Genomic DNA, 21,819 nt, shown 5'->3' on the forward strand with positions numbered 1-21,819 from the left:
TCAGGAGCGCTCCGTACTCTCCCGTTGATGGGTAATCATCTGAAGGGCGGGGAATGCCAGGACAGTATTGCTGCATACGGCACATACAAAGCGGCACACATGGTGAAGGAGGCGTGGGTTGCGACGTCGGGTGCGCGCGTCGGACGGGCGGCATCTGACGGTGGAGCGCCTCGGGGATCCGCGGGGCAGGCCCGTGTTCCTGCTGCACGGCACCCCGGGCAGCAGGCTCGGCCCGGCCCCGCGCGGCATGGTGCTGTACCAGCGCGGGATGCAGCTGATCGCGTACGACCGCCCCGGCTACGGCGGTTCGGACCGGCTGGCCGGCCGCAGTGTCGCCGATGTCGCCGATGACGTACGGGCGATCGCCGATGCCCTGGGGCTCGACCGCTTCGCCGTGGTGGGCCGCTCGGGCGGCGCGCCGCACGCCCTGGCCTGTGCCGCGCTGCTGCCCGACCGGGTGACCAGGGCCGCCGCGCTCGTGACCCTGGCGCCGCGGGATGCGGACGGCCTCGACTGGTTCGAGGGGATGGCCGCGTCCAACGTCCTGGAGTACACGAGGGCCACCGCCGACCCGGACGGGCTCACCGCGCGGTTCATCAGCCGCTCCGACGAGATCCGACGCGATCCGGTCAGGCTCCTCGACGATCTGCGCCGCGAGCTGACCGACTCCGACCGGATGGTCGTCTCGGACGCCGGCGTACGGGCGATGCTGCTGCGCAACTACCAGGAGGCGCTGCGGACATCGGCGTACGGCTGGATCGACGACGCGCTCGCCTTCTGCAGTCCGTGGGGGTTCGATCCGGCCGGAATCAAGGCGCCGGTGCTGCTGTGGCACGGTGAGAAGGACGTCTTCTCACCGGTCGGGCACTCGCGGTGGCTGGCGGAGCGGATCCCGGGGGCGACGGCCGTACTGGAACCGGCCGCCGCCCACTTCGACGCGCTGCACGCGCTGCCGCGCATCCTGACGTGGCTCCTTGACGACCACCCCGGTCGGCCTGGCGAGTGAGCCGAAGGGGCGCGTGGCCCGCGGCCGGTGGCCGCTTGTCGAGCACAGTGAAAGGGAGAACGCGCGGAGGTCCCGAGGAACGAGGGACCGAGCACGATCGACCGTCGACGCACGCTGAAGCGCCCCGGAGGTGAACCGAGCCACAATAATTAGACAGCCAGCGGCTCCAGGTCGCGCTGGATACGCCGCTCGTCCCGGGCGATCCGGGTCATGTTGTGGTCGTCGCCGAGCAGCCGGCCCAGTTCCTCCACCGTTTCCGCGCGCAGTACCGCCGCCTCGTCCTTGCGGCCCAGCGCGCCGAGGGTGACGGACATGTTGGAGGCGATGGCGAGGGTCTCCGGGTGGTGGGCGCCGAGCACCTCGCGGAGGCGCCCGACCGCGCGCCGCTCGGTCTCCAGCGCCTCCTCCAGCTCGCCCATGTCCGCACGGGCGTTGGCGAGGTTGACCGTGCAGAACAGGGTGTGCGGGTGGGAGCTTCCGAGGACGTCGGTCATCCTCCTGATCGTCGGCAGGAGCAGTTCCTCCGCGAGGTCGGGGGCGCCGCAGCCCCAGTGGTAGATGCCGAGGTTGTTGATGGCGGCGAGGGTGTACGGGTGCTTCTCGCCCGGCACCTCCATGTACTGGTCGACGACCTCCTGCGCCAGGTCCCTGGCCGCGACCGGCTCCCCGGCCGCGAAGAGGTCGGCGGCCAGGTTGAGGTCGCAGGCCAGTGAGTCCGGGTGCGCGTAGGTGTACTTGGCGCGGTAGCGGTTGCGGGTGGCCGTGGTGAGCCGCCGCGCGTCCTCCAGCCTGCCCGCCCTGCGCAGCGACACGGCGAGGCTCTTGGCCGCCGCGAGCGTGCCGGGGAAGGCGCGGCCGAGGGTCTCCTTGTAGCTGTCGTACGTGCGTGACAGCAGGGAGACCGAGTCCTCGTAGCGGCCGACCTCGCGCAGGTCGCGGGCGAGCGAGGTGGCGGAGGAGAGGGTGTACGGGTGCTCGGGTCCGAGCACCTCGGTGCGCCGGTCGAAGACCTCCTGGTCGATCTCGCGGGCGCGCGCGTACTGGCCGACCATGCGCAGGTTCAGCGCGAGGTTGTTGGCGGCGGCCAGGGTGCGCGGGTGGGACTCGTGGAAGATCTGGCTGAAGCCCTCGTGCGCCTCGGTGGCCAGTTCCATCGCCTTGCCGTACTGGCCGAGCGTGCCGAGGTCCATCGCGAGGCCGCTGGTGGTCATGTACGTGTGCGGGTGGGACGGGCCGAGCACGGCCTGCTGCCGCTCCAGCGTGACCTCGTCGAGTTCCCTGGCCTCCACGTAACGGCCCTGGGAACGCAGGATGTTGGAGAGGTGGAAGCGCAGGTACAGGTACTGGAGATCGTCGTTGCCGAGCTTCTCGCGCCAGACGTCGCGCAGTTCCTCGGCGAGCGCCCCGGCGGTCTGCCAGTCGCCGCGCTTCCACAGGTAGCGCACGCGGTCGATGAGCAGGCGCCGGGTCTCCGGTTCCTTGCAGTGGCGGGCCTCGGAGGGGCCGAGGTGCGGCCAGATGGTGTTGAACCGGGGCCAGGTCTCGGGGTTGTCGATCGGCTCGTCGTCGTCGGGCCGCGCCCCGGCGAGGATGCGGTGGACGGCGTGCCGGGCGTCCATCTGCTCCTCTTCGCTGAGCTGGGCCCGGATGACGGCCTGCACCAGCCGGTGGACCTGGATGGAGTTGGACACCTGGTCGACCTTGGCGAGGGCGAACCGGCCGATCTCCCGGATGACGCGGCCGAGTACGAGCTTCTCCTGGAGGGAGGAGTCGTACGGCTTGAGCGCCTCGATCATCTCCTTGCTGTAGAGGAGGTTGGCGGAGATCGGCTCGGGGGCGAAGAAGGCGCAGAGCTGGAGCAGCCGTACGGCCGCGGGTGAGCGTTCCTTGAGCCGCTCGATGGAGACGTTCCAGGTCGCGGCGACCGGTTCGGGGTAACCCGCGGGCTGGTTGAGGGAGAGGACGCTCGGGGCCTGCTGCGCCAGCTGCTCCAGATAGGCGGAGACGGGGGTCGCGGTCTCCGCGATCCACGCCGCGGCCTGTTCCACGGCGAGCGGCAGGTCACCGACGGCGGAGGCGACCTGGTCGGCGTCGGCCAGGGTGAGTCCGCGCGCCCGGCGCTGGAGGTGCTCGACGGACTCCTCGCGCAGGAAGACGTCGACGGGCAGGGCGTCGCCGTACTGGGACCAGCTCTGGTTCCTGGAGGTGACCAGGATGTGCCCGCCGGTCGGGAAGAACCTCTTGAGCTGCTCGGGGTCGTCGGCGTTGTCGAAGACCAGCAGCCAGCGGGAGGTCGGCACGCCGCGCCGCAGCAGGTCGACGGCCTCCTGGGAGGCGGCGGCCATGTCCTCGCCGCCCTGGGCGCCGAGGCGGACGGCGAGTTCGGCGAGCCCGGCGATGACGTCGTCGGTCTGCTCGGAGGAGATCCACCACACCAGGTCGTAGTCGGCCATGAAGCGGTGCACGTACTCCAGCGCCACCTGGGTCTTGCCGACGCCGCCGAGTCCGTAGAGGGTCTGCGGCTGCGGCAGCACGACGGCCATGCCGCCGCCGAGCTGGTCGCGCATCCGCTCCAGGACGACGGAGCGGCCGGTGAACCCGGGGTTGCGGGGCGGCGCGTTCCAGATCTTGGGAACGGTGCCGGGGAACCGCGGCCCCGGCGAGACCCCGTCGGAGATCTGCACGGGGCGGTCGAGGGCGCGCAGCAGCGCGGTGGTGGCGTGCACCTCGTCGAGGCGGAAGAGGTCGACGGGGTTGCGGTCGATGTAGGGGGTGGTGAGGCGTACGTCGCCGACGCGCAGCGGCAGCAGATGGCGGCGGCCGCCGCCGGGGTCCTCGGACGCGGCCCGTTCCCACACCTCCATGGCCCGTGCGGACTTGAAGTAGGCGCTGGAGAGCAGGACGACGGTGCGGGCGGCGTTCTCGGCGGCGTGTGCGGTGGAGCGGTCCTGGGGCGGTTCGGCGGAGACGTCGCGCGGGACGACGCGGAAGCCCGCCCGGGTGAGGACGGACTCGATCCAGTCGGCCCACATCCGGTTCTCGGCGACGTAGCTGAGGAAGAGGTCGGCGGGCAGGGCGGGGCGGCGGCGGGTGAAGGCGTCGCGGATGCGCAGTCTGACCTCCTCGCCGACGGAGGGCATGGCGGTGACGTCTCCGGCGGTGATGACGGAGGTGAGCCGTTCGAAGGCGGAGAGCAGGGAGTTGCTGAGTCCGGCCTCGTCGCCGAAGGTGGCCAGGGTCTCCTCGTAGGCGTAGTAGGGGCGGTACGGGATCTCCACCGCGCCCCAGTAGGAGGTGAGTTCGTCGCCCGCGAGCCCGCTCGGGAAGCGGTCGAACTTCAGCCGCGCCAGGGCCCGTCCGGCGTCGGCCTTCTCCTTCTCGCCCTCGTCGATGCGCATGGGGACGGGGAGGATCCTGATGCCGCGGCCGCTGTAGCGCTCGTCGATCTGGCGGGCGACGGCGGCGGCACCGTCGATGGACTGGTCGCTGAGGGTGAAGCAGTCGACGAGGACGTCCGGGAGGTGGACGGTGCAGATGTCGGCGATGTCGCTGAGACCGGTGCGGCTGTCGATCAGGACGTAGTCGTAGTTGGCCTTCATGTCGTCGCGCAGGGCGTCGAAGAAGTGGCCGCCGCCGAGGCGGTCGTAGAAGTTGTCCCAGTCGAAGGTGGAGACGGTCGCCGAGTACTCGCGGTTCTGCTTGCCCGCCGAGACGAAGTCGAGGGTGCCGCCCTCGGGGAACTCCCAGCCCAGGTTCTCGGGGGTGAGGGAGACGGCGTGCGGCTGGATGCGCGCGTAGTCGCGGTGCCAGTCGTCGGGGCGCTGCACGGGGCTGGTGGCGGCCCAGGCGTATTCGGTGATCAGGTCGATGACGCCGGTGGTGGCACCGAGCGTGGAGGGGTCGAGGAAGGGGTGGAAGAACTTGTGCAGGCCGGGGGCTTCCAGGTCCCAGTCGACGGCGAGGACCCGCTTTCCGTTCGCGGCGAGTATCCAGGCCGTGTTGGCCATCGCCATCGTCCGCCCCGTTCCTCCCTTGTAGGAGTAGAAGGTGACGATGCGTCCGTCACGACTGGCTGTCATCCGTGTCCTCCGCATCGGGCGCCTGGTCGAGCATGTCGTGGGTGAAGTGCGTGGTGGCGTACTCGGCCGCCATCGGGCCGCGCAGCCGGGGGCGTTCGGTGTGGCTGCCGCCGGCGGGTGGATAGACCTGGGCGTGCCTGAGGTACTGCTGGGCGGCTGCTTCGACGACCTGGGGGAGTATCTGGCCGAACGCCTCCATGCTGGGGACGCCGCGTGCGGCCGCCCGGCAGGCGGCCCTGCCCTGGCTGAGCTGGGTGGGCAGGGTCGCCTCCAGTTTGGCGGTGAGCTCGCTGTCGGCGGCTCGGCTCTGGTGGTCGTCGCGGTTCCAGGGGACGACCACGCTCACCCAGGGGCGGTGTTCGGCGTCGAAGGCGGCGAGCCGCTGTCTGCGGTCCTCGTCCTCCAGGGCCCAGCGGTCGACGAGCAGCAGCTCGGGCCTGGACGGGGGCTGCTTGGGGTCGAGCGGGGTGGCGTCGTGGTCGAAGGAGGCGACGGTGGCCTGGTAGTTGAGGGAGCGGACGAGGTCCTGGGCGATGGAGCCGATGGGCCGGGCGGCCTCGGGGTGGTACGGGTTCCAGTCCTGCGGCATGTCGCCGTAGTAGACGGGGTCGCGGCCCTCGGGGACGTCGTGGCGGGTGGGGGCGGCGACGGTGACCTGGATGGGGCGGGGGCCGGTGGCGCGCGGCTGGGCCGGGTCGGGTTTGCCGAAGGCGCTGGGGGCCTGCCGGTAGTCGAGGGGCCTGCTGGGGCCGACGCCTGCGGTGTCGGCCACGTTGACGATGCGTTTGGCGAGTTCGTAGACCGCGCGCTCGTACTCCTCGGCGAATATGCGGAGTTTGATGAGCCCGTAGAGGCCGTCGGTGACGTAGCGGTCGCCGAAGGCGCGGTGGTTGAACTGCAACCGCTCGGCGGGGCCAGGGAGTTGCTCGGGTGGCACCGGCACCCACAGCGCGGGCACGATGGCCTCGGCCGGCCGGTTGCTCTTGGCCTGGTGGTAGATGGCCCGCTGGGCGAAGGCGTACCACTCCTTGCCGCACATCTCACTGGCGAAGTACCGGGGAGAGAACAGCGGGACGAAGACCCGGCAGGTGGCGAGCACGTCGCCGAGCCGCTCCGACCAGCCCTCGCCCGAGCGTATCTCCCGGTCCATGAAGCCGGCCGGGGCGCCGGCCGGCAGATCGGTCATGGCCATCACATGGCCGCACAGATCACGGAACAGCCGCTCGACCCACATGTCGGGGTCGGGGCCCCCGGCGCCGTACCTCGGCGTGTGCGCATAGCTCAAGAAGAAGTACGGCCGATGGTCAGCCGCCCGTTGTTGCGATGACGCTTGCACACGACCCCCGTCCTGGTCCTGTGTGAACACCCGCACTCACGGCCGGTGAGCTGCGAGCGAATTAATCATTCCGGAGCAGACCGTGCTTCTTCCCCCCATCGTTCAGTCAATCAGGGCCGCTTTTCGGTCATCCACACCACGGCATGGTCCACCGCGTCCCTGATCGGAAACAACCGTGCGGTTGTTCCTCCCAGTTGTCCCTTGTGCACCCGATTCCCGTCAACGGCGGCGAACGCGTCACCGATGATCCGGAAATCGCCGTCGTCCAGCGTGATGTCGACGTACTCCGTCCACTGCGGACCGTCCGCCCCGCGCACCACACAGCGGTAGCGCCGCTCGGGCGCACCGGTGCGGTACTCCGCGAGATGGAAGGCGGTGCAGACGGAGAAGGCCACATTGACCATCAGGACGCGCGCCCCGGCGCGGTAGAGGGCCCCCATCGGGGAGTCCTCGCCGAAATGAGAGGTCAGGGGGTGCCCGGCGAGCAGTTCCGCCGCCTGCCGTCCGAGCGCGGCGAAGGACGCCTGCGGGTGCGTGCTGCGGACGGCGCCCGGCGCGGTCCGTACGGACTCGGCCAACCGGCCCATAGCGGTGGAGGGCGTCGAGGCCGGGTCGAAGGCCGGCATCGTGGCCCGGAAGGCCGCCGCCTGAGTGGGTGTCATCCCTTCGACCCGCCGCAGATGGGCGGTGGAGGTGTCCGAGTTCTCCGTCGTGAAGGCGGGCACGACCAGCGTGCCCTGCTCGCCCACGGCCGTCAGCAGGGCATCGCGCAGCATCGGGGCGTCGAGGCCGGTGCCGCTGAGCGAGGCGTGGACGAGCACCACGTCCCCCGCCGCGAGGCCCAGCTCGGAGAGCTGGGCCGCCAACGCCCGCTCATCGGCCACGTTCCGCCTCTTCCCCCAACCGGACCAGCAGGCTCTTGCCGCTGACGGTCAGCTCCGCCGCGCGCTCCAGGGTGTCGACGGCCCGCAGGGCCTGCTCGGCGCTGCCCGGCTCGAATGCGGCGAGCCCTGCCCGTTCGTACGCCCCCGCCAGCAGCTCGGACACCGGAACGGGCGCGTCCGTCCAGGGGGCGTGATGGCTCCACAGGCCGTCCTCGGCGTACAGGTCGGTGACTTCCAGCAGCCTGTGCAGCCGCGCCCGGCGGTGGCCGCGGAGCAGCGCGAGCGCCAGTCGGCGCGCGTCCGCGCGCAGGGGCAGGCCGAGGGCGCCGAAGCCGTGCCGGCCCACCGCGGGGCCGGAGTCCGCCGGTCCGGCCAGCGGGGTCAGTGTGGAGAGCGATCCGGCGGCGGCCTCGGCCTGCTCCGGCGCCCGCTCGCGCAGCAGGCTCCAGGCGCCGGCCAGCCGGCCGGTCCAGTGGGCGGCCTCGTCGAGTCCGAGCCGCGGCACCACCGGGACGCCGAAGCAGTTCCGGTACGGGTCGAGGTCGTCGATGGCGAGATCCGGCGCCCCGTCGCGGCCGAGCCGGCGCACCGGCCGCCAGTCGGCGGTGGGTTCGGCCGGCCGGGCGATCCGCCGCTCGACACGGCCGGCCCGCACCAGGAAGCCCTTCTCGACGGGCCGGACCTCCGCGGTTCCGCGCTCTGGCCGGCCGGTGAGCCGCAGTTCGCCCAGGGTCGGCAGGAACAGCGCGCCGTTCTCGTACGGCACCCGGACGGCGAGGTCGGGTCCGCCGTCCCGTACGACGGCCGCGGCGGCCGACGCGGCCAGCCGGGCACCGGGCTCGGCCGAGCCGGGCCGGTCCCCGTCGAGGGCGTCCAGGGCGTCGAGCAGCCAGCTGCGCGTGTAGGGATGTGCCAGCACATCGTCGTACCCGTCGGCGCCCGAGCGCTCCACGGCCGCCGTGAGCGTCCAGGCTCGGGCCCATGCGTCGCCGCCCCGCCCGGCGAGCTCGTCGTGGAGCCTGGCGAGCAGCAGCGCGGTCAGCTCGTGCTGCGCGGTGCCGAGCACGGCGTCGTCGCCGACGGCCGGGGAGACGGTCAGGGGCGCGGTGCGCAGCTCGATGCCGCGGACGAGGGCCTCCAGGTCGGTGCAGTACACGGAGGTGTTGTCGAAGTCCGTGCCGCTGCGGTACCGGTGGGTGTAGAGGCCGCCACCGCACGAGCGTACGACCGGGCACCGGCGGCAGGTGTCGCTGACACCGGCCAGGCCGAGTTGGCGGGCGCGGACTCCGGGGTGTGCGGCGACCTCGTCGAAGGAGTGCGTGAAGACGTCGAATCCGGTGGCCGCGGCGCCTTCGTAGGCGCTCTTGAGCGAGTCGACCTGCTCCAGTGTGCCGTCGGTCTCGACGACGACGAGGTCGGTGGGGGCGAGGCCGAGCGACTCGGTGAGGCTGGGGCCGCCGGAGAGCGTGGACAGGACCGATTCGAAGAGCCGCACCGGCACCCGGCGGCCCTGCCGGTCCCAGCGGTCGAAGACGGTGAGGATCCAGTCGGCGTACGCGGTGGGCGAGCCGTCCGGGCGCGGCGGCGGGGTGTCCCAGGTGCCGTGCGGCAGCAGGAAGTCGATGCGCGGCGGGTCGAGTTCCATCAGCGCGTCGTGGACGGCCACGGGGTCGTTCTCGACGTCGATCGTGCAGAGCAGGCCGAGGTTGAGATGGCGGTAGCGCTCCTCGTCGAGGAGCCGCACGGCCCGGACGACCAGGGGGTGGCTGCTGCGGCCGTCCGCGAAGCGGCGGTGGCGGTCGTTGGCCGCCTTGTCGCCGTCGAGGGAGATGCCGACCCTGACGCCGAACTCGTCGAAGAGGTCGAGATAGCGGGGGCTGAGCTGGAGCCCGTTGGTGTGGATCCGCAGGTCGAGTGCGGTGACGCCGTCGAGGGCTGTGGTCAGCTCCTCGCAGATACGACGCAGCCGGGCGGGGCCGGCGAGCAGGGGCTCCCCTCCGTGCAGGATCACTGACACGGAGGGCAGTGCATGGTTCCTCGCGTGCTCGGCCAGTCGCCGGGCGGTCTGGAGGATCGCTTCGTCAGAGATTGCCTTGGGGCGGGTGCGCCAGCTCTGATCCGCGTGTTCGTAGACGTAGCAGTGGTCACATGCGAGATCGCACCTGCTGTGCACTTTGATGACGATCTCGCGGAATGGGACCAGGGGTCCTGTCATTCCGCCAGTCTAGTGCCGCGACCGGCAATGCTTGCCCGACAAGGAGCGTCGTGCCGGGCGGCGCGACAGGGCAAAGTTTGCCGGGAGGGGTACTGGGGTCGGGCAGGACGGCCTGGTGCCGGACCGGAGCGGTGTGGAGCCGGACTAGAGAGCGGAGTTGAAGCTCGAGACCCGCGCGGTACGGTCGACGGCAGCGGGACGCACGCGACCCAGCTTCCTGGCGGCATCGGCGCCGCGCACGTCGATCTCGGTGACGGGCACACGATTCTTCTTCGCGGCGGCGAAGGTGGCTGAGGTCTGGAAGGTCACGACGGCCGTCCTAGGTCATCTTGTGCTGACGAGGGGTGCCGCACCATTGCAGTGTCGGCGGCACGACTTTACTCTCATGGCCACCCACAGCAACTCGGCACGTAGGCCTGAGACGAAAGCGTTGCCCGAGTATTCCCCGCCCCGAACGGAACAAGCCATTCCATCGAACGAGTGAAGCCAAATCCGCTGAGGGTGGTGCGCATGACCGGGGTATCCGGACATCTGCAAAGCATGGTCTTCCGAAACGCTGATCTGCCGGTTCTCTTTCACCGCACGGACGAGACAGCCATCACGCGGCAGCGGGAGGCGGTCAACGGCGTCCGGCTGCAACTGCTCCTGCTCGTGCTGGGCGCCGCACTGGCCGCGCTGCCGTGGCGGGGCTCGATCGGCGACTCCTTCCAACTCATGGGCGCGCTCAGCGCGTTGGCGTACGCCGGCGTTCTCGTCGTCGGCTTCCGCGGCTCCCGCCATCGAGCAAAGTCGCATTGGCAACTCAACCGCTCCGCAGCGGAGTTCATCCGTTCCATGTGCTGGCGGTACGCGGTCCACGGAGCCCCCTTCGAATCGAACACCCCCGACCCGGACCGGCTGTTCACCTCCCGGCTGGAGGAGGGGCTCCAGGAGCTGCGGAAGGTCGGCTGGGTGGACCCGCGGGCCAGCGGGGAGTCCGCCGCCGGTGCCGAGCTCATCACCACGCCGATGCGGCTGCTGCGGGAGAAGGCGTTCAGCGTACGCAAGGAGACGTACGTACGGGACCGCCTGATCGAGCAGCGCAACTGGTACCACCGGCGCATGGAGGTGTCCCGGCGCGCGACCGTGCTGTGGCAGCTCACGATCGCGCTGCTCACCCTGCTGGCGCTGTTCTTCGGGACGCTGCGCACCTTCTCGGTGACGGAGTCGGCCGAGCCGCTCGGGGTGCTGTCGGCGGCCGCCGCGGCGTGCCTCGCCTGGAGCGGGATCCGGCGGCACCAGCCGCTGATCGCCGCGCACTCGCTCGTGGAGGAGGACCTGGCGGCGATCCATATCGCCATGGAGACGTCGGTCACCGAGGAGCAGTGGCCGTCGGCGGTGTACGAGACGGAGCGGATCGTGTCGCCGCAGCACACCGACTGGCTGGTGCAGCACCGCAGTTGATGTGATCCGGGGACGGCGTCAGGCGCCCTCGACGCAGTCAGGCGCGCTCAACGCCGTCAGGCGCCCTCGACGGCGTCAGACGCGCTCGACGCCGTCCCGCCAGATCACCGTGACGGGCTTGCCCCGCTCCCGGGCGTACCGGACGATGTCGCCGGTGCCTCCGAACCCGCGGGCGGGGAGCCCGTCCCAGACCGCGAGCAGCCGGTCGCAGTTGTCGGCGATGTAGACGCCCGCCGCGTAGTAGGCCTCGTCGGTGGAGTGCGGGAACGCCATGCGGATCTCCTGGCTGGCGCGGTCCCTGAGGCGCAGATAGCCGGCGAGTGCCTCAGGGTCCTCGAAGCCGTCCTCGTAGTCCCCGCTGGGGATCACCACGGTCAGCTCGGCCCCGCAGTCCAGGGCGATGTCGGCGAAGAGCTGGTCGGCGCCCTCGGCGAGGCTGGAGAGGGCCTCCATGGTCTCCTCGTGGCCGCAGAGCAGCGCTTTCATGGCCGCCAGGACATGGGGCAGGGCGGCGGGCGGGATGCTTCTGTGGCCGGTTACTCCGATGCGCTTCATCCGCCCCCCGTTCCGTCCGCGGCCGACCGCTCCGCCGCCCTCTCGAAAGTGTGCAATACGTCGAGCCCCCGCCCAAAGACCGGGCGGGGGCTCCCTGGTGCACCACGGAGGGTCCGGAGGAGCGCCGGTGATGTCAGTAGACGCTCACGCCGTACGCGCTGAGTGCCTCGGTGACCGGCTGGAAGAAGGTCGTCCCGCCGGAGGAGCAGTTGCCGCTGCCGCCGGAGGTGAGACCGAGCGCCACGCTGCCGGCGTACAGCGGGCCACCGGAGTCGCCCGGCTCGGCGCAGATGTTGGTGCGGATCATGCCGTAGACGATGTCGCCGCCGCCGTAGTTCACGGTGGCGTTGAGACCGGTGACGGAGCCGCAGTGGGTGCCGGTGGTGGAGCCCCGGCGGCAGGCCGCCTGGCCGACGGACGGGTTCGCGGCCGAGGCGATGTCCTGGCTGCCGACGTTGCCGGGCCTGCTGACCGACGTGGTGTAGCGGACGATGCCGTAGTCGTTCGTCGGGAAGCTGGAGCCGGCGGTGGTGCCGAGGACGGTCGTGCGGCCGGAGTTGGACCACCAGGTGCCCGCGCCGTCGGTGCAGTGGCCGGCGGTCAGGAAGTAGTCGGTGCTGCCGCTGCGGACGTTGAAGCCGAGGGAACAGCGCCAGCTGCTGGCGTAGATGGCGTCGCCGCCGGAGATCAGCTTGGAGAACGTGCCCGGCGTACGCTCGATGCGCAGGGCGGCGGCGTTGGCGCCCGCCTCCTGCTTGATGGCGGCTATCTCCGCCTTGGAGACGGTGGAGTCGGCCGTGACGACCAGGGTGTTGGTCGCTTTGTCGACGTGCCAGGCGGTACCGGCCACATCGGCGTCGAGCACGGCCTCGCTCGCGGCGGAGAGCTGGGTCGCGCTGAAGCTGCGGGGGGCCTCGTCGGCGCTGGCGGTGGGGACGGCCAGAGCCGCGGCCGCGATGAGGCCGGTGGTGACGGCGAGGAGACGGGTGCGTCTCGCGACGCCGCTACGGGGGGTGGTGCGCTTGATCCTCACTTCTCGTTCCTCCCGAGGGGAATCGGGGGCCCGCTGTGGGGTGACGGGCCCGTGAGGCGCAGTCAGCCGATACGGGCGGCGTCCGGGTTCCGGACATCCGCCGTGCCCCTGACAAGCGCTTGTCGGGAGTATTCGGGGCGTCAACAAGCCGCGCAAGGGCGCCTTTCGGCCGCCTGCGCAGCGGCATGGCGGAGCGCCCCGGCCGGTGGTGTCCCGGCCGGGGCGCGTGAGCCCGGCGGCGGTCTCCGCCATGTGGGACGCCTCAGCGGGCGATCAGGTTCCGTTCACCGCGCCGCGAACTCCACGGGAGCGCCTTGCCGGGGGCGGGAAGGGACGGACGAAGTGATCGGCGAAGGCGCGGGGCGGCAGCGGCGAACGGTCGAAGTCGACGGTGACCGGGCCGTCTTCGGCGGCGCTGCGGGGCGCGGGAAGCGGAAGCGCTGGCTGCTGTTCCCGCTGGTGGCGTCGGCGAGGATCGCCCGGGGCGGACCGTCGGACTCGACGGTGGCGCGCAGGCCGCGCCGGGCGCCGTGGGGCTCGATGACGAGCTCTCCGGACAGGCCCGGACCGCGCTCGCGCCCAGCGCCGTTCCCGACCCGCACGGTGCGCTGCTCGTCGTACGCACGGAAGGTGCCCAGGATCCTCCGGCGCGGTTCGTACGGCGTGGCCTCGACCCCCGCGAACGCCTGGCGGGCCTGCGGTTCGAGGCCGAAGTCCCGTACCACGAGCAGCCCTTCGCGGCGCGCCACGGCGAGCCGCCGTCCGACGTGCGCGACGCGGGAGTCCCGCACCGGCATACGGCCGACGCCGGGCCGGATCGCGCCGGTCAGCGCCCGTCCAGGGCCCGTCCGTCGACCGGGAGCCCGTCCTCGGGCGCGGCGGTGAGCACCACCTCGTCACCGTCCGCGCGCCAGAACCCCGGCACGGCCGGAATTCGACCTTCCGGGCAGTGCGCCGGCGTGCGGGGGGGTGGGGGGAGGAAGCGTGCCACTGCTTCCCGTCGTACCGCGGGCCGGTGGCCCTGGCGGTCACCCCTCCCACACCGGTTCGGCGAGCCCCAGGTGGGACCGCAGGGTCGTCCCGGCGTAGCTCGTACGGAAGGCGCCGCGCTCCTGGAGGAGCGGCACGACCCGGTCGACGAAGTCGTCGAGGCCGCCCGGGGTGAGGTGCGGGACGAGGACGAAGCCGTCGGCCGCCTCGGTCCGTACGTACGTGTCGAGCGCGGCGGCGACACCGGCCGGGGTGCCGATGAAGGACTGGCGGCCGGAGGTCTCGACGACCGTCTGGCGGATCGACAGCCCCTTGGCCTCCGACAACGCCCGCCACTCGGCCGCCACGGCCAGCGGGTCCGCGACCCGGACGCGGCCCCGGACGGGCCCGGAGTCCGGGTCCGGGCAGGGGGCCGGATCGACCGCGGGCAGCGGTCCGTCGGGATCGTAGGAGGAGAGGTCGCGGCCCCAGACCAGCTCCAGGGCGAGGATCGCGTTCTGCGGGGAGACCTGCTGGAGGCGGATCTCGGCCGCCTTCTCCTGGGCCTCGGCGTCGGTGTCGCCGATGACGACGGAGGCACCCGGCATGATCCTGAGCTCGTCGCGGGCGCGGCCGTGGCGGGCGAGGCGCGCCTTGACGTCGGCGTAGAAGGCCCGGGCCGCCTCCGGAGCGGTGTGTCTGCTGAAGACCACATCGGCGGTGGACGCGGCGAACTCCCGGCCCTCGTCGGAGTCGCCGGCCTGGATGACGACGGGGTGGCCCTGCGGGGAGCGGGGCACGGTGAACTCGCCCTCGACGGTGAAGTGCCGCCCGTGCCGGGCGAAGCGGCGCGGTGTGCCGTCCGGGGGCCAGGAGTCCCACAGTCCGCGGGCGGTCCGTACGAACTCGGCGGCCCGGGTGTAGCGGTCGGCGCGGTCGAGATGGCCGCCGCGCCGGAAGTTCTCGCCGGTGAAGGCGTCGGACGAGGTGACGACGTTCCACGCCGCACGACCGCCGCTGAGGTGGTCCAGGGAGGCGAGGCGGCGGGCGAGTTCGTACGGCTCGTTGAAGGTGGTGTTGACCGTGGCAGCGAGCCCGAGGCGGTCGGTGACGGCGGCGAGGGCGTTCAGCACGGTGATCGACTCGGGGCGGCCGACGACGTCGAGATCGTGGATCAGGCCCCGGTGTTCGCGCAGCCGCAGTCCCTCGGCGAGGAAGAAGAAGTCGAAGAGGCCGCGCTCGGCGGTGCGGGCGAGGTGCTCGAAGGAGGAGAAGTCGATCTGGCTGCGGGAGCGGGGGTCGGCCCAGACGGTGGTGCTGTTGACGCCGGGGAAGTGGGCGGCGAGGTGCAGCTGCCTGCGGGCGGCGGTCATACGGCGCCCCCGGCCTGGGTGGATGCGGGTGTCCGGGTGGTGGGTGCGTAGCGGCTCGCCGGGCGGGCGAGGCCGAGGTGCTCGCGGAGCGTGCCGCCCGGGTGGAAGGTGCGGAAGAGGCTGCGGTGCTGGAGCAGGGCGACCGTGCCGTTGACGATCCGCTCCAGGTCCCGGTGGGGGGCGATCGGGGCGAGCCGGAAGCCGTCCACGGCACCGCACGAGTGCCACTCGGCGATCAGCTGGGCGAGCTCCACCGGGCCGCCGCTGAAGTGGGGGCCGCCACCCGCCAGGGGCGGTCCGGCGGCCAGTCCGGGTTCCGGCGCCGCCTCGCCCACGCCGAGGTCGACGGCGAGGGCGACGAGGACCCGTAGCGTGTCGGGGTCCCGGCCGTGCGCCGCGGCCCTGCGGCGTATGTCCTCGCGCAGGGCCGCGGCCTGCTCCGGCGCCCCTGCCCGCACGAGGACGACGTCGGCGTACCGGGCGGCGGGCTCGCGGCAGACCCCGGCCGTGCCGTCGACCACGACGACGGGCCTGCCCTGCGGCGGCCTCGGGACGGTCGACGGCCCGCGCACGCTGAACGTGCCGCCCCGGAAGTCGACATGGTGCAGCTTGCCGCGGTCGATGAAGCGCCCTGTCGATGTGTCGCGGATCTCGGCGTCGTCCTCCCAGCTGTCCCACAGCCGGGCGACGACATCGGCGACTTCGCCCGCCTCCCGCCACAGCGCGTCCGCGGGCGCGGCCGGCCGCCGCCCGAAGAGCGATGCCTCGGCCTCGGTGGTGGAGATCCCGATCGCCCAGCCGGCCCGGCCGCGGCTCACCCAGTCGAGCGTGGCCACGGCGGTGGACACATGGAACGGCTCGGTGTGGGTGGTGGTGACGGTCGGCACGAGGCCGATCCGCTCGGTGGCCGGCGCGACCCTCGCCAGCACGGCGAGGGCGTCGAGCCCGGGCCGGGCGAAGCAGTCGCCGAGGGTGACGAAATCGAGGGCGCCCCGTTCGGCGAGGCGGGCGAGTGCGACGTAGTACGCCGGGTCGTACTGCGCCGGGCCGTCGAGGGCGACGGCCAGGTGCAGCGGACGGGTGGCAGGCATGGAACCTCTCCGAGGTGGTCAGGGTCGGGCGGGCCCTTACGGAACGGGTGGACGGGTGGACGGTCGGGGTCGGGCGCCGAAGCCGGTCGGTCGGGCGGGCGGTCGGTCGGTCGGTCGAGGTCGGGATCGGGCGCCGAAGCCGGTCGGTCGGTCGGGCGGGCGGTCGGTCGGTCGGTCGGTCGGTCGAGGTCGGGATCGGGCGCCGAAGCCGGTCGGTCGGGGTCAAGCCCCGAAGCGGTCAGGCACTGGGGCGGTCAGGCTCCGAGGCAGTCAGGCACTGAGGCGGTCCCGGCAGGAGGGCTCGCGGAGGAAACCGAGTACGGCACGTGCGACGGCGTCGTTCTGCGCGAAGGCGGGCCCGCCCGTGCCCGGGCGGGTGAAGGCGCCACCGGCCCGTGCCGTCGTGTGCGGGCCGAGCGCGAAGCGCCGTGGATGTGGCCGCCCGTCGCGCTCCAGGACCCGGCCGTCCGCCGGGTCGACGCGGAGCAGGCCGCCCGGGGTGGCGCCGGCACCGTCCGCGTGCAGCGCCCTCAGCAGCGGGCTGCGGGTGCGGACCAGCGTCGGATCGGGCAGCCGCGCCTCGACGAGGGCGCGGGCCTCGGTCCACTCCCCCGGTACGGCGGCGCCGGCGGCCCGGAAGAGCCCGCGCCGCTCGTCGGCCTCGACGGTGATGCCCGGGCCGAGGAAGCGCACGACGCCCGCGCGGGAGAGCGCGAGCAGTTGGCGCAGCCGCGGCCCCGGCGGGCCGGAGGCCAGATAGGAGAAGAAGCCGTGCCAGCGACCGCCGTCGCCGAGGTCTCCGAGCCGGACGAGCTGCCCGTAGACGGAGAGGAGCGCGAGGAAGACCGCGAGGTCCTGGCTCCGTGCCGGGTCGTGGCGGCGGGTGAGATCGGCGGTGATGTAGCCGCGCAGGCCGTCCTGGAGGGCGTCGGCCGTCGGATGGCGCACCCCGGCGAGGGGGCGGTCGAGCGCGTGGAGGTCGAGCCGGTCGGCGGGGTCGGGCACGGCCGCGGCCACGAGCGCGGCGAGTTCGGCGCTGCCGGGTGCGGCGGCGGCGTACGCCTTCTCGAAGGCGGGCCATGCGGCGGCCGTCCGCTCGCGGTGGGCGGTGAAGAGGCGGTGGTAGTGGGCGTGGCCGAGTTCTTTGTCGATGAGTGGCCAAATGTCCTGCCGGAAGTCGAGCGGTCCCGGCCGGACCAGCAGTTCGTCGGTCTGCGCGGGCCTGAAGAAGCGGGGCAGCGGGGGCCGTTCGCCCTGCCAGACGTAACCGATCTTGGAGTGGTACGGGACTCCCCGCCGCGAGCCGACGTACAGGACGGGCTCCCTGCCGGACGGACGATAGGTGTCGCCGTCGTACCGCCCGCCGCGGCCCTCGGTCAGCAGCACCATCAGGTCGATGAAGGCGAGCCCGAAGCCGCGGACGATGACGGGCTCCCCGGCGGGGAGCGCGGACAGATCGCTGTCGGCCGTGAAGTCGGGCGGCAGGTGGACGAGTCCGTGACGCGCCGCGGATCGGCTCAACCCACGCTGCTCGGCGTCCGGTTCGGCATCGAGGTGGCCGAGGGTGAGGACGACGAGATCGGCGAGGAGGGGCTGTTCCCGTCCTTCGAGCCGGACGCGCTGGCGGCCTTCGCGCGGGCCGCTGATCCGCAGGGCCCGCGTCCGGTGCTCATGGACCCTGACCCCCAGCGGCAGGGCCGCCACGGCCTGTTCGTACACCCAGCGCAGATAGGTGCCCTGTTGGCGGCGGCTGGGGAAGTTCCGGCCGTCGATGCCTGCCCATTCGGCCAGGGTCGGCCCTGCGCGCACGGGACCCGCCAGCCGCACCGAGTCGTCGGTGAACATGGTGACGTCCTCGGCCGTGGAGTTCATCCAGAGCAGCGGCGACTGCTCCTGCCGCCAGATCCGCCCGCCGCCCGCCGGGAACGGGTCCACGAGATGGACGTCGATTTCCGGATCCTGGTACAGGGCGGGGATGTTGGCGGCCAGCCGCTCCAGAAAGCCGGTGCCGCGGGGGCCTGCGCCGACGATGACGACGGACGGTCTCGGGGTGCGGGACATACGAAGGCGCTCCGTGGATACAGGGATCGAACACGGGAAACGCCTTCACACGAACGGGCCGGTCCGAGCCCCTCAGCACGGGCGGCCCTTTGAGGCTAGGGGTTCCTGACGGGCCGTTGTCAAGCTTGTCCGAACTGTGAGCCGTGCGTCTCACGCCAGTTGACGCGGAACCGGATGCCTGTTCCACTTGGCCGATGCATTCGCAGCAGTGGCTGGTCAAGCGCTCCCACATCGACTTCGGTCGTGTGTGGTCGTCGTCCTGTTGAGCCGACCTCCTGCCCCCTGCTTCCGCCTTCCCCCTGCGCGCGGTCAGCCCTGTTCCGCACCGTGCGCGCCGCCTTCACACACACGGTCGAAGCCCCTCTCCCCTCCCCTAGCCCCTCAGACCGCTCCCCCGGCCCGGGGGCCCGGGCGGCGAGCCCTTCAGCTGGTCAACAGCCGTCGCAGGGGCAGCAGCAATCCGGACAGTCGCAGTTGCAGTCGCACTTGTGGCAGCAGCCCTCGCGCTTCTTGCGGGACCACGGGCCCTCGTACTCGCTCGCGCAGCAGATCTTGCAGGTGCAGAAGAGGCCGGTGAAGACGGCACAGCCCGCCCAGAAGCCGCGCGGTTTGGGGCGCTGCGGGCTGCCGTCGCCGAACTGCGGGGGCAGCCCGCCAGGACCACCGGGACCTCCGGGACCACCGCCGGACGGACCACCGCCGCCGTACGGATCGCCGCCGCCCCCGTACGGATTGCCGCCGGCAGAGGAGCCGTACGGGCCGGGCGCGCCGCCGTTCCGGCCTCCGTACGGGGTGCCCTGCGGCGGCTGTGCGCCGTGTCCCTGGTGGCCGCAGGTCGTCGTGGAGAAGGCACGGTTCACCGACTGCCGCAGCTCGTGGACGAGCAGCACGTGCAGCAGTCCGTCGTCCACGAACTCCGCGTCGCGCAGCGCGAGCCTGATGCCGTGCACCGCGTCGTCCGCGAGCCGCCGCGCCTCCTCCAGGGAGGTGCCGGTCGCGGTCAGCGGGTTCCACGCGCCCGCCGCGGTGTCGGCTTCCCTGTCCTCCACGGCGTCCAGCAGATGGGCGAGGCGCCCGAAGAGGCGGCCGGCCTCGGTGAGCGGGGCCGCGTTCCCGGGACGCCCGGCCAGCACGGCGGTGTGGGCGAAGGCGGCCGCGGTCGCCGTCTCCGTCGGCTCGGTCACCGCCAGCAGCGGAGTGCCCCGGTCGGCCAGCGCCTCGACGCCGGGCTGCCGGTCGACGGCGTCGACGAGCACCGCCGTGTCGAAGCCCAGTTCTCGTCCGGTCCGCGCACCCGCCCGGTCCCAGCTCAGCGCGACCCTGCGGGCCGCTGCCGCCACCGGCCTGCGCGCCAGCAGCCCGTCCCGGTCGGCCACATGGTCCCGCACCTTCGCCGACGCCAGCACCAGCGAGACGACGGCGGCCAGCCGGGCGCCTTCGCCGCGCGCGACGGGGGCGGTGCGCATGGCGCGCAGGGGGCAGGGACCCGCCGTGCGCCGCCCGTCGGACGTTCGCTCGGTCTGAGCCTCCGTCAGAACCGAGACGATGAGCCCGTCGTAGTTGGTCACGACCCTGGCGAACTGCCCGTGGTCCGAGCGCAGCGCCAGACACAGTCCGCAGAGATGGGCCATCCACTCCGCCTTGAGGCCGTCCGTGAGCCGATGCGTGCAGGGCCTGACGATTCCGAACACGGCATTCCCCCCGAGTTTCGCTCTCCCGCGCGGGCGGCATCGTACCGGCCGGTGCGTTCACCCGTACGCCACCACCGTCACCCGTCCGGCCCGACCTTCATATTTTGAGTTGATATGCACCTTCTGAGTACCCCTCAGGTGCGCTACGCAGGAAGAACCTTGACGAATCGCCACATCTTCTGCACCAGTACCGTCACGAATCCTCTGCGCGGCGGCTATCTACTTGGCGTGCGATCCGCATCATGGACGACCATAGGGATGCGGAACCACAAGTGACCGCGGTGAAAGGAGGCGTCCATGGCATCGGTGCGCAAGGCGAGTGCATGGCTGGGACTCGTCGAGGACAGCGACGAGCGGTACTACGACGACGAGTACACCGAGGGTGCGGGGTCGGCCGAGCAGTGGGTGACCGACCCACGGGTCCGAGTGGCCTCCGAGTCCGCCCAGGAGCAGGGTCGCCGGATCGCCACGATCTCGCCGGACGGGTTCCGTGACGCCCGGGGCATCGGGGAGCTCTTCCGCGAGGGCGTTCCGGTCATCGTCAACCTCACGGCCATGGAGCCGGCGGACGCCAAGCGCGTGGTGGACTTCGCGGCCGGACTGACCTTCGGTCTGCGCGGCTCGATCGAGCGCGTGGCGACGCGGGTCTTCCTGCTGACCCCCGCCGACACGGAGATCGTCAGCGGGGAGTCCTCGGGCCGGACCGCAGGCGGCTTCTACAACCAGAGCTGAGCAGGGCGCTCGCCGGCCGGGCCGGGAGGTCGGGGACCAGAGCCGGGGCCAGGAGTCCGGGGACCAGGACCGGGGCCAGGAGTCCGGAGACTGGGGCCGGGGCCAAGAGTCCGGGGACCAGAGCCGGGGCCAGGAGTCCGGGGACCAGGAGGTCCGGCCTACCTGAAGGCATCCAGACCGGTGAGCGCCTTGCCCAGCACGAGCTGGTGCATCTCGACGGTGCCCTCGTAGGTGAGCACCGACTCGAGGTTGGTCACATGCCGCATCACGGGGTACTCCAGCGAAATCCCGTTCGCACCGAGGATCGTGCGCGAGGTGCGGCAGATCTCGATCGCTTCCCGTACGTTGTTGAGCTTCCCGAAGCTGACCTGCTCCGGACGGAGCGTCCCGGCGTCCATCCGCCGCCCGAGGTGGTGGGCGAGCAGGATCCCCTTGTGCAGTTCGAGCGCCATGTCGGCGAGCTTGGCCTGGGTGAGCTGGAAACCACCGATGGGCTTTCCGAACTGCTCGCGCGTCCGCGCGTAGTCGAGCGCCGACTCGAAGCTGGCGCGTGCCGCGCCCATCGCGCCCCAGACGATTCCGTACCGCGCGTGGCTCAGACAGCTGAGCGGTCCGCGGAGTCCGGTCCCCCCGGGGAGCACGGCGTCGGCGGGCAGACGCACCTCGTCGAGGACGAGCTCGCTCGTGACCGAAGCCCGCAGGGACCACTTGTGCTTGATCTCGGGCGCCGAGAAGCCGGGCGCGTCCGCCGGCACGACGAAGCCGCGGATGCCGTCGTCGGTCTGCGCCCAGACGACGGCGACCCCGGCGACCGAGCCGTTGGTGATCCACATCTTGCGGCCGGTCAGCACCCAGTCGGTGCCGTCTCGCTTGGCGTACGTACGCATCCCGGCCGGGTCCGAGCCGTGGTCCGGCTCGGTGAGGCCGAAGCAGCCGATGGTCGAGCCCTCGGCCATGGACGGCAGCCAGCGCTGCTTCTGCGCCTCGGAGCCGAACTTCCAGATCGCGTACATGGCGAGCGAGCCCTGGACGGAGACGAGGGAGCGGATGCCGGAGTCGGCGGCCTCCAGCTCCAGACAGGCGAGCCCGTACTGGACGGCGGTGGCGCCGGCGCAGCCGTAGCCGGTCAGGGACATGCCGAGCGCACCGATCGAGCCGAGTTCGCGGGCGAGTTCGCGGATGCCGGGGAGTTCGCCGCGCTCGTACCAGTCGGCGATGTGCGGCAGGACGCGGTCGGCGGCCCAGGAGCGGACCGTGTCGCGGATCGCGAGGTCCTCGGGGTCCAGGAGGGCGTCGATGCCGAGGGGGTCGGCGGGGTCGAAGGGCGGCAGCTTCGAGGGTGCGGACATGA

At 72.1% G+C, this 21,819-nt stretch carries 16 protein-coding genes; 3 read left to right on the top strand and 13 right to left on the bottom strand.

Going from position 1 to position 21,819, the window contains the following annotated elements; all coding sequences use genetic code 11:
• Window positions 1-118: 118 nt before the first annotated feature.
• Window positions 119-1,006 (top strand): alpha/beta fold hydrolase, encoded by an 888-nt coding sequence (locus KK483_RS06130; protein ID WP_262004190.1) that lies wholly within the window; start codon window positions 119-121, stop codon window positions 1,004-1,006.
• Between the two features lie 149 nt (window positions 1,007-1,155).
• Here KK483_RS06130 and fxsT read toward each other — a convergent pair whose 3' ends face one another.
• The 5 genes from fxsT to KK483_RS06155 all read right to left on the bottom strand — a co-directional run bounded on the left by fxsT (window position 1,156) and on the right by KK483_RS06155 (window position 9,829).
• Window positions 1,156-5,085: an FxSxx-COOH system tetratricopeptide repeat protein gene (gene fxsT / locus KK483_RS06135; protein WP_262004191.1), complete on the bottom strand. Its 3,930-nt coding sequence runs from the start codon at window positions 5,083-5,085 to the stop codon at window positions 1,156-1,158.
• Complete coding sequence (gene fsxC / locus KK483_RS06140; protein WP_399013461.1) at window positions 5,069-6,457, bottom strand: FxsC protein; 1,389 nt, start codon at window positions 6,455-6,457, stop codon at window positions 5,069-5,071. The genes fxsT and fsxC overlap by 17 nt, the downstream gene beginning before the upstream one ends.
• A gap of 74 nt (window positions 6,458-6,531) precedes the next feature.
• Entirely contained in the window at window positions 6,532-7,305 is a 774-nt protein-coding gene (locus tag KK483_RS06145) for an aminoglycoside N(3)-acetyltransferase (RefSeq protein ID WP_262004193.1), read from the bottom strand.
• Complete coding sequence (gene fxsBH, locus KK483_RS06150) at window positions 7,295-9,520, bottom strand: radical SAM/SPASM protein FxsBH, inactivated beta-hydroxylase extension form (RefSeq protein ID WP_262004194.1); 2,226 nt, start codon at window positions 9,518-9,520, stop codon at window positions 7,295-7,297. Before fxsBH ends, KK483_RS06145 begins: the two co-directional genes overlap by 11 nt.
• 144 nt (window positions 9,521-9,664) lie before the next feature.
• On the bottom strand, window positions 9,665-9,829 hold the full coding sequence (locus KK483_RS06155) for an FXSXX-COOH protein (RefSeq protein WP_262004195.1): 165 nt from the start codon (window positions 9,827-9,829) through the stop codon (window positions 9,665-9,667).
• 231 nt (window positions 9,830-10,060) lie between these two features.
• On the opposite strand from KK483_RS06155, the gene KK483_RS06160 reads away from it, so the two are divergent.
• Window positions 10,061-10,963: a DUF4231 domain-containing protein gene (locus KK483_RS06160; protein ID WP_262004196.1), complete on the top strand. Its 903-nt coding sequence runs from the start codon at window positions 10,061-10,063 to the stop codon at window positions 10,961-10,963.
• Window positions 10,964-11,038: 75 nt separating this feature from the next.
• On the opposite strand, the gene KK483_RS06165 is transcribed toward KK483_RS06160, so the two are convergent.
• The 7 genes from KK483_RS06165 to KK483_RS06195 form a co-directional block, all read right to left on the bottom strand.
• Window positions 11,039-11,518 carry a hypothetical protein gene (locus KK483_RS06165; protein WP_262004197.1) on the bottom strand — a complete coding sequence of 160 codons (480 nt, stop codon included), beginning with the start codon at window positions 11,516-11,518 and terminating at the stop codon, window positions 11,039-11,041.
• Window positions 11,519-11,651: 133 nt separating this feature from the next.
• Window positions 11,652-12,551 carry a S1 family peptidase gene (locus KK483_RS06170; RefSeq protein ID WP_262004198.1) on the bottom strand — a complete coding sequence of 300 codons (900 nt, stop codon included), beginning with the start codon at window positions 12,549-12,551 and terminating at the stop codon, window positions 11,652-11,654.
• A gap of 284 nt (window positions 12,552-12,835) precedes the next feature.
• On the bottom strand, window positions 12,836-13,348 hold the full coding sequence (locus KK483_RS06175; RefSeq protein WP_262004199.1) for a DUF1684 domain-containing protein: 513 nt from the start codon (window positions 13,346-13,348) through the stop codon (window positions 12,836-12,838).
• Between the two features lie 231 nt (window positions 13,349-13,579).
• Entirely contained in the window at window positions 13,580-14,893 is a 1,314-nt protein-coding gene (locus KK483_RS06180) for an NtaA/DmoA family FMN-dependent monooxygenase (protein WP_262004200.1), read from the bottom strand.
• Window positions 14,890-15,984, bottom strand: coding sequence for an LLM class flavin-dependent oxidoreductase (locus KK483_RS06185; RefSeq protein WP_262004201.1), 1,095 nt, complete (start codon window positions 15,982-15,984; stop codon window positions 14,890-14,892). Before KK483_RS06185 ends, KK483_RS06180 begins: the two co-directional genes overlap by 4 nt.
• A gap of 270 nt (window positions 15,985-16,254) precedes the next feature.
• Window positions 16,255-18,045, bottom strand: a complete 1,791-nt coding sequence (locus KK483_RS06190) for an FAD/NAD(P)-binding domain-containing protein (RefSeq protein WP_262004202.1) — start codon at window positions 18,043-18,045, stop codon at window positions 16,255-16,257.
• Between the two features lie 431 nt (window positions 18,046-18,476).
• A complete protein-coding gene (locus tag KK483_RS06195) occupies window positions 18,477-19,736 on the bottom strand; it encodes a DUF5685 family protein (RefSeq protein WP_262004203.1) in 1,260 nt (419 codons plus the stop codon).
• A 297-nt stretch (window positions 19,737-20,033) separates the two neighbouring features.
• On the opposite strand from KK483_RS06195, the gene KK483_RS06200 reads away from it, so the two are divergent.
• Window positions 20,034-20,468 carry a cell division protein SepF gene (locus KK483_RS06200; RefSeq protein ID WP_262004204.1) on the top strand — a complete coding sequence of 145 codons (435 nt, stop codon included), beginning with the start codon at window positions 20,034-20,036 and terminating at the stop codon, window positions 20,466-20,468.
• 158 nt (window positions 20,469-20,626) lie between these two features.
• Here KK483_RS06200 and KK483_RS06205 read toward each other — a convergent pair whose 3' ends face one another.
• Window positions 20,627-21,817 (bottom strand): acyl-CoA dehydrogenase family protein, encoded by a 1,191-nt coding sequence (locus tag KK483_RS06205; RefSeq protein WP_262004205.1) that lies wholly within the window; start codon window positions 21,815-21,817, stop codon window positions 20,627-20,629.
• Window positions 21,818-21,819 lie beyond the last annotated feature (2 nt).

It is taken from the genome of Streptomyces sp. FIT100 (assembly GCF_024584805.1).
In the GTDB taxonomy this organism is placed as follows: domain Bacteria; phylum Actinomycetota; class Actinomycetes; order Streptomycetales; family Streptomycetaceae; genus Streptomyces.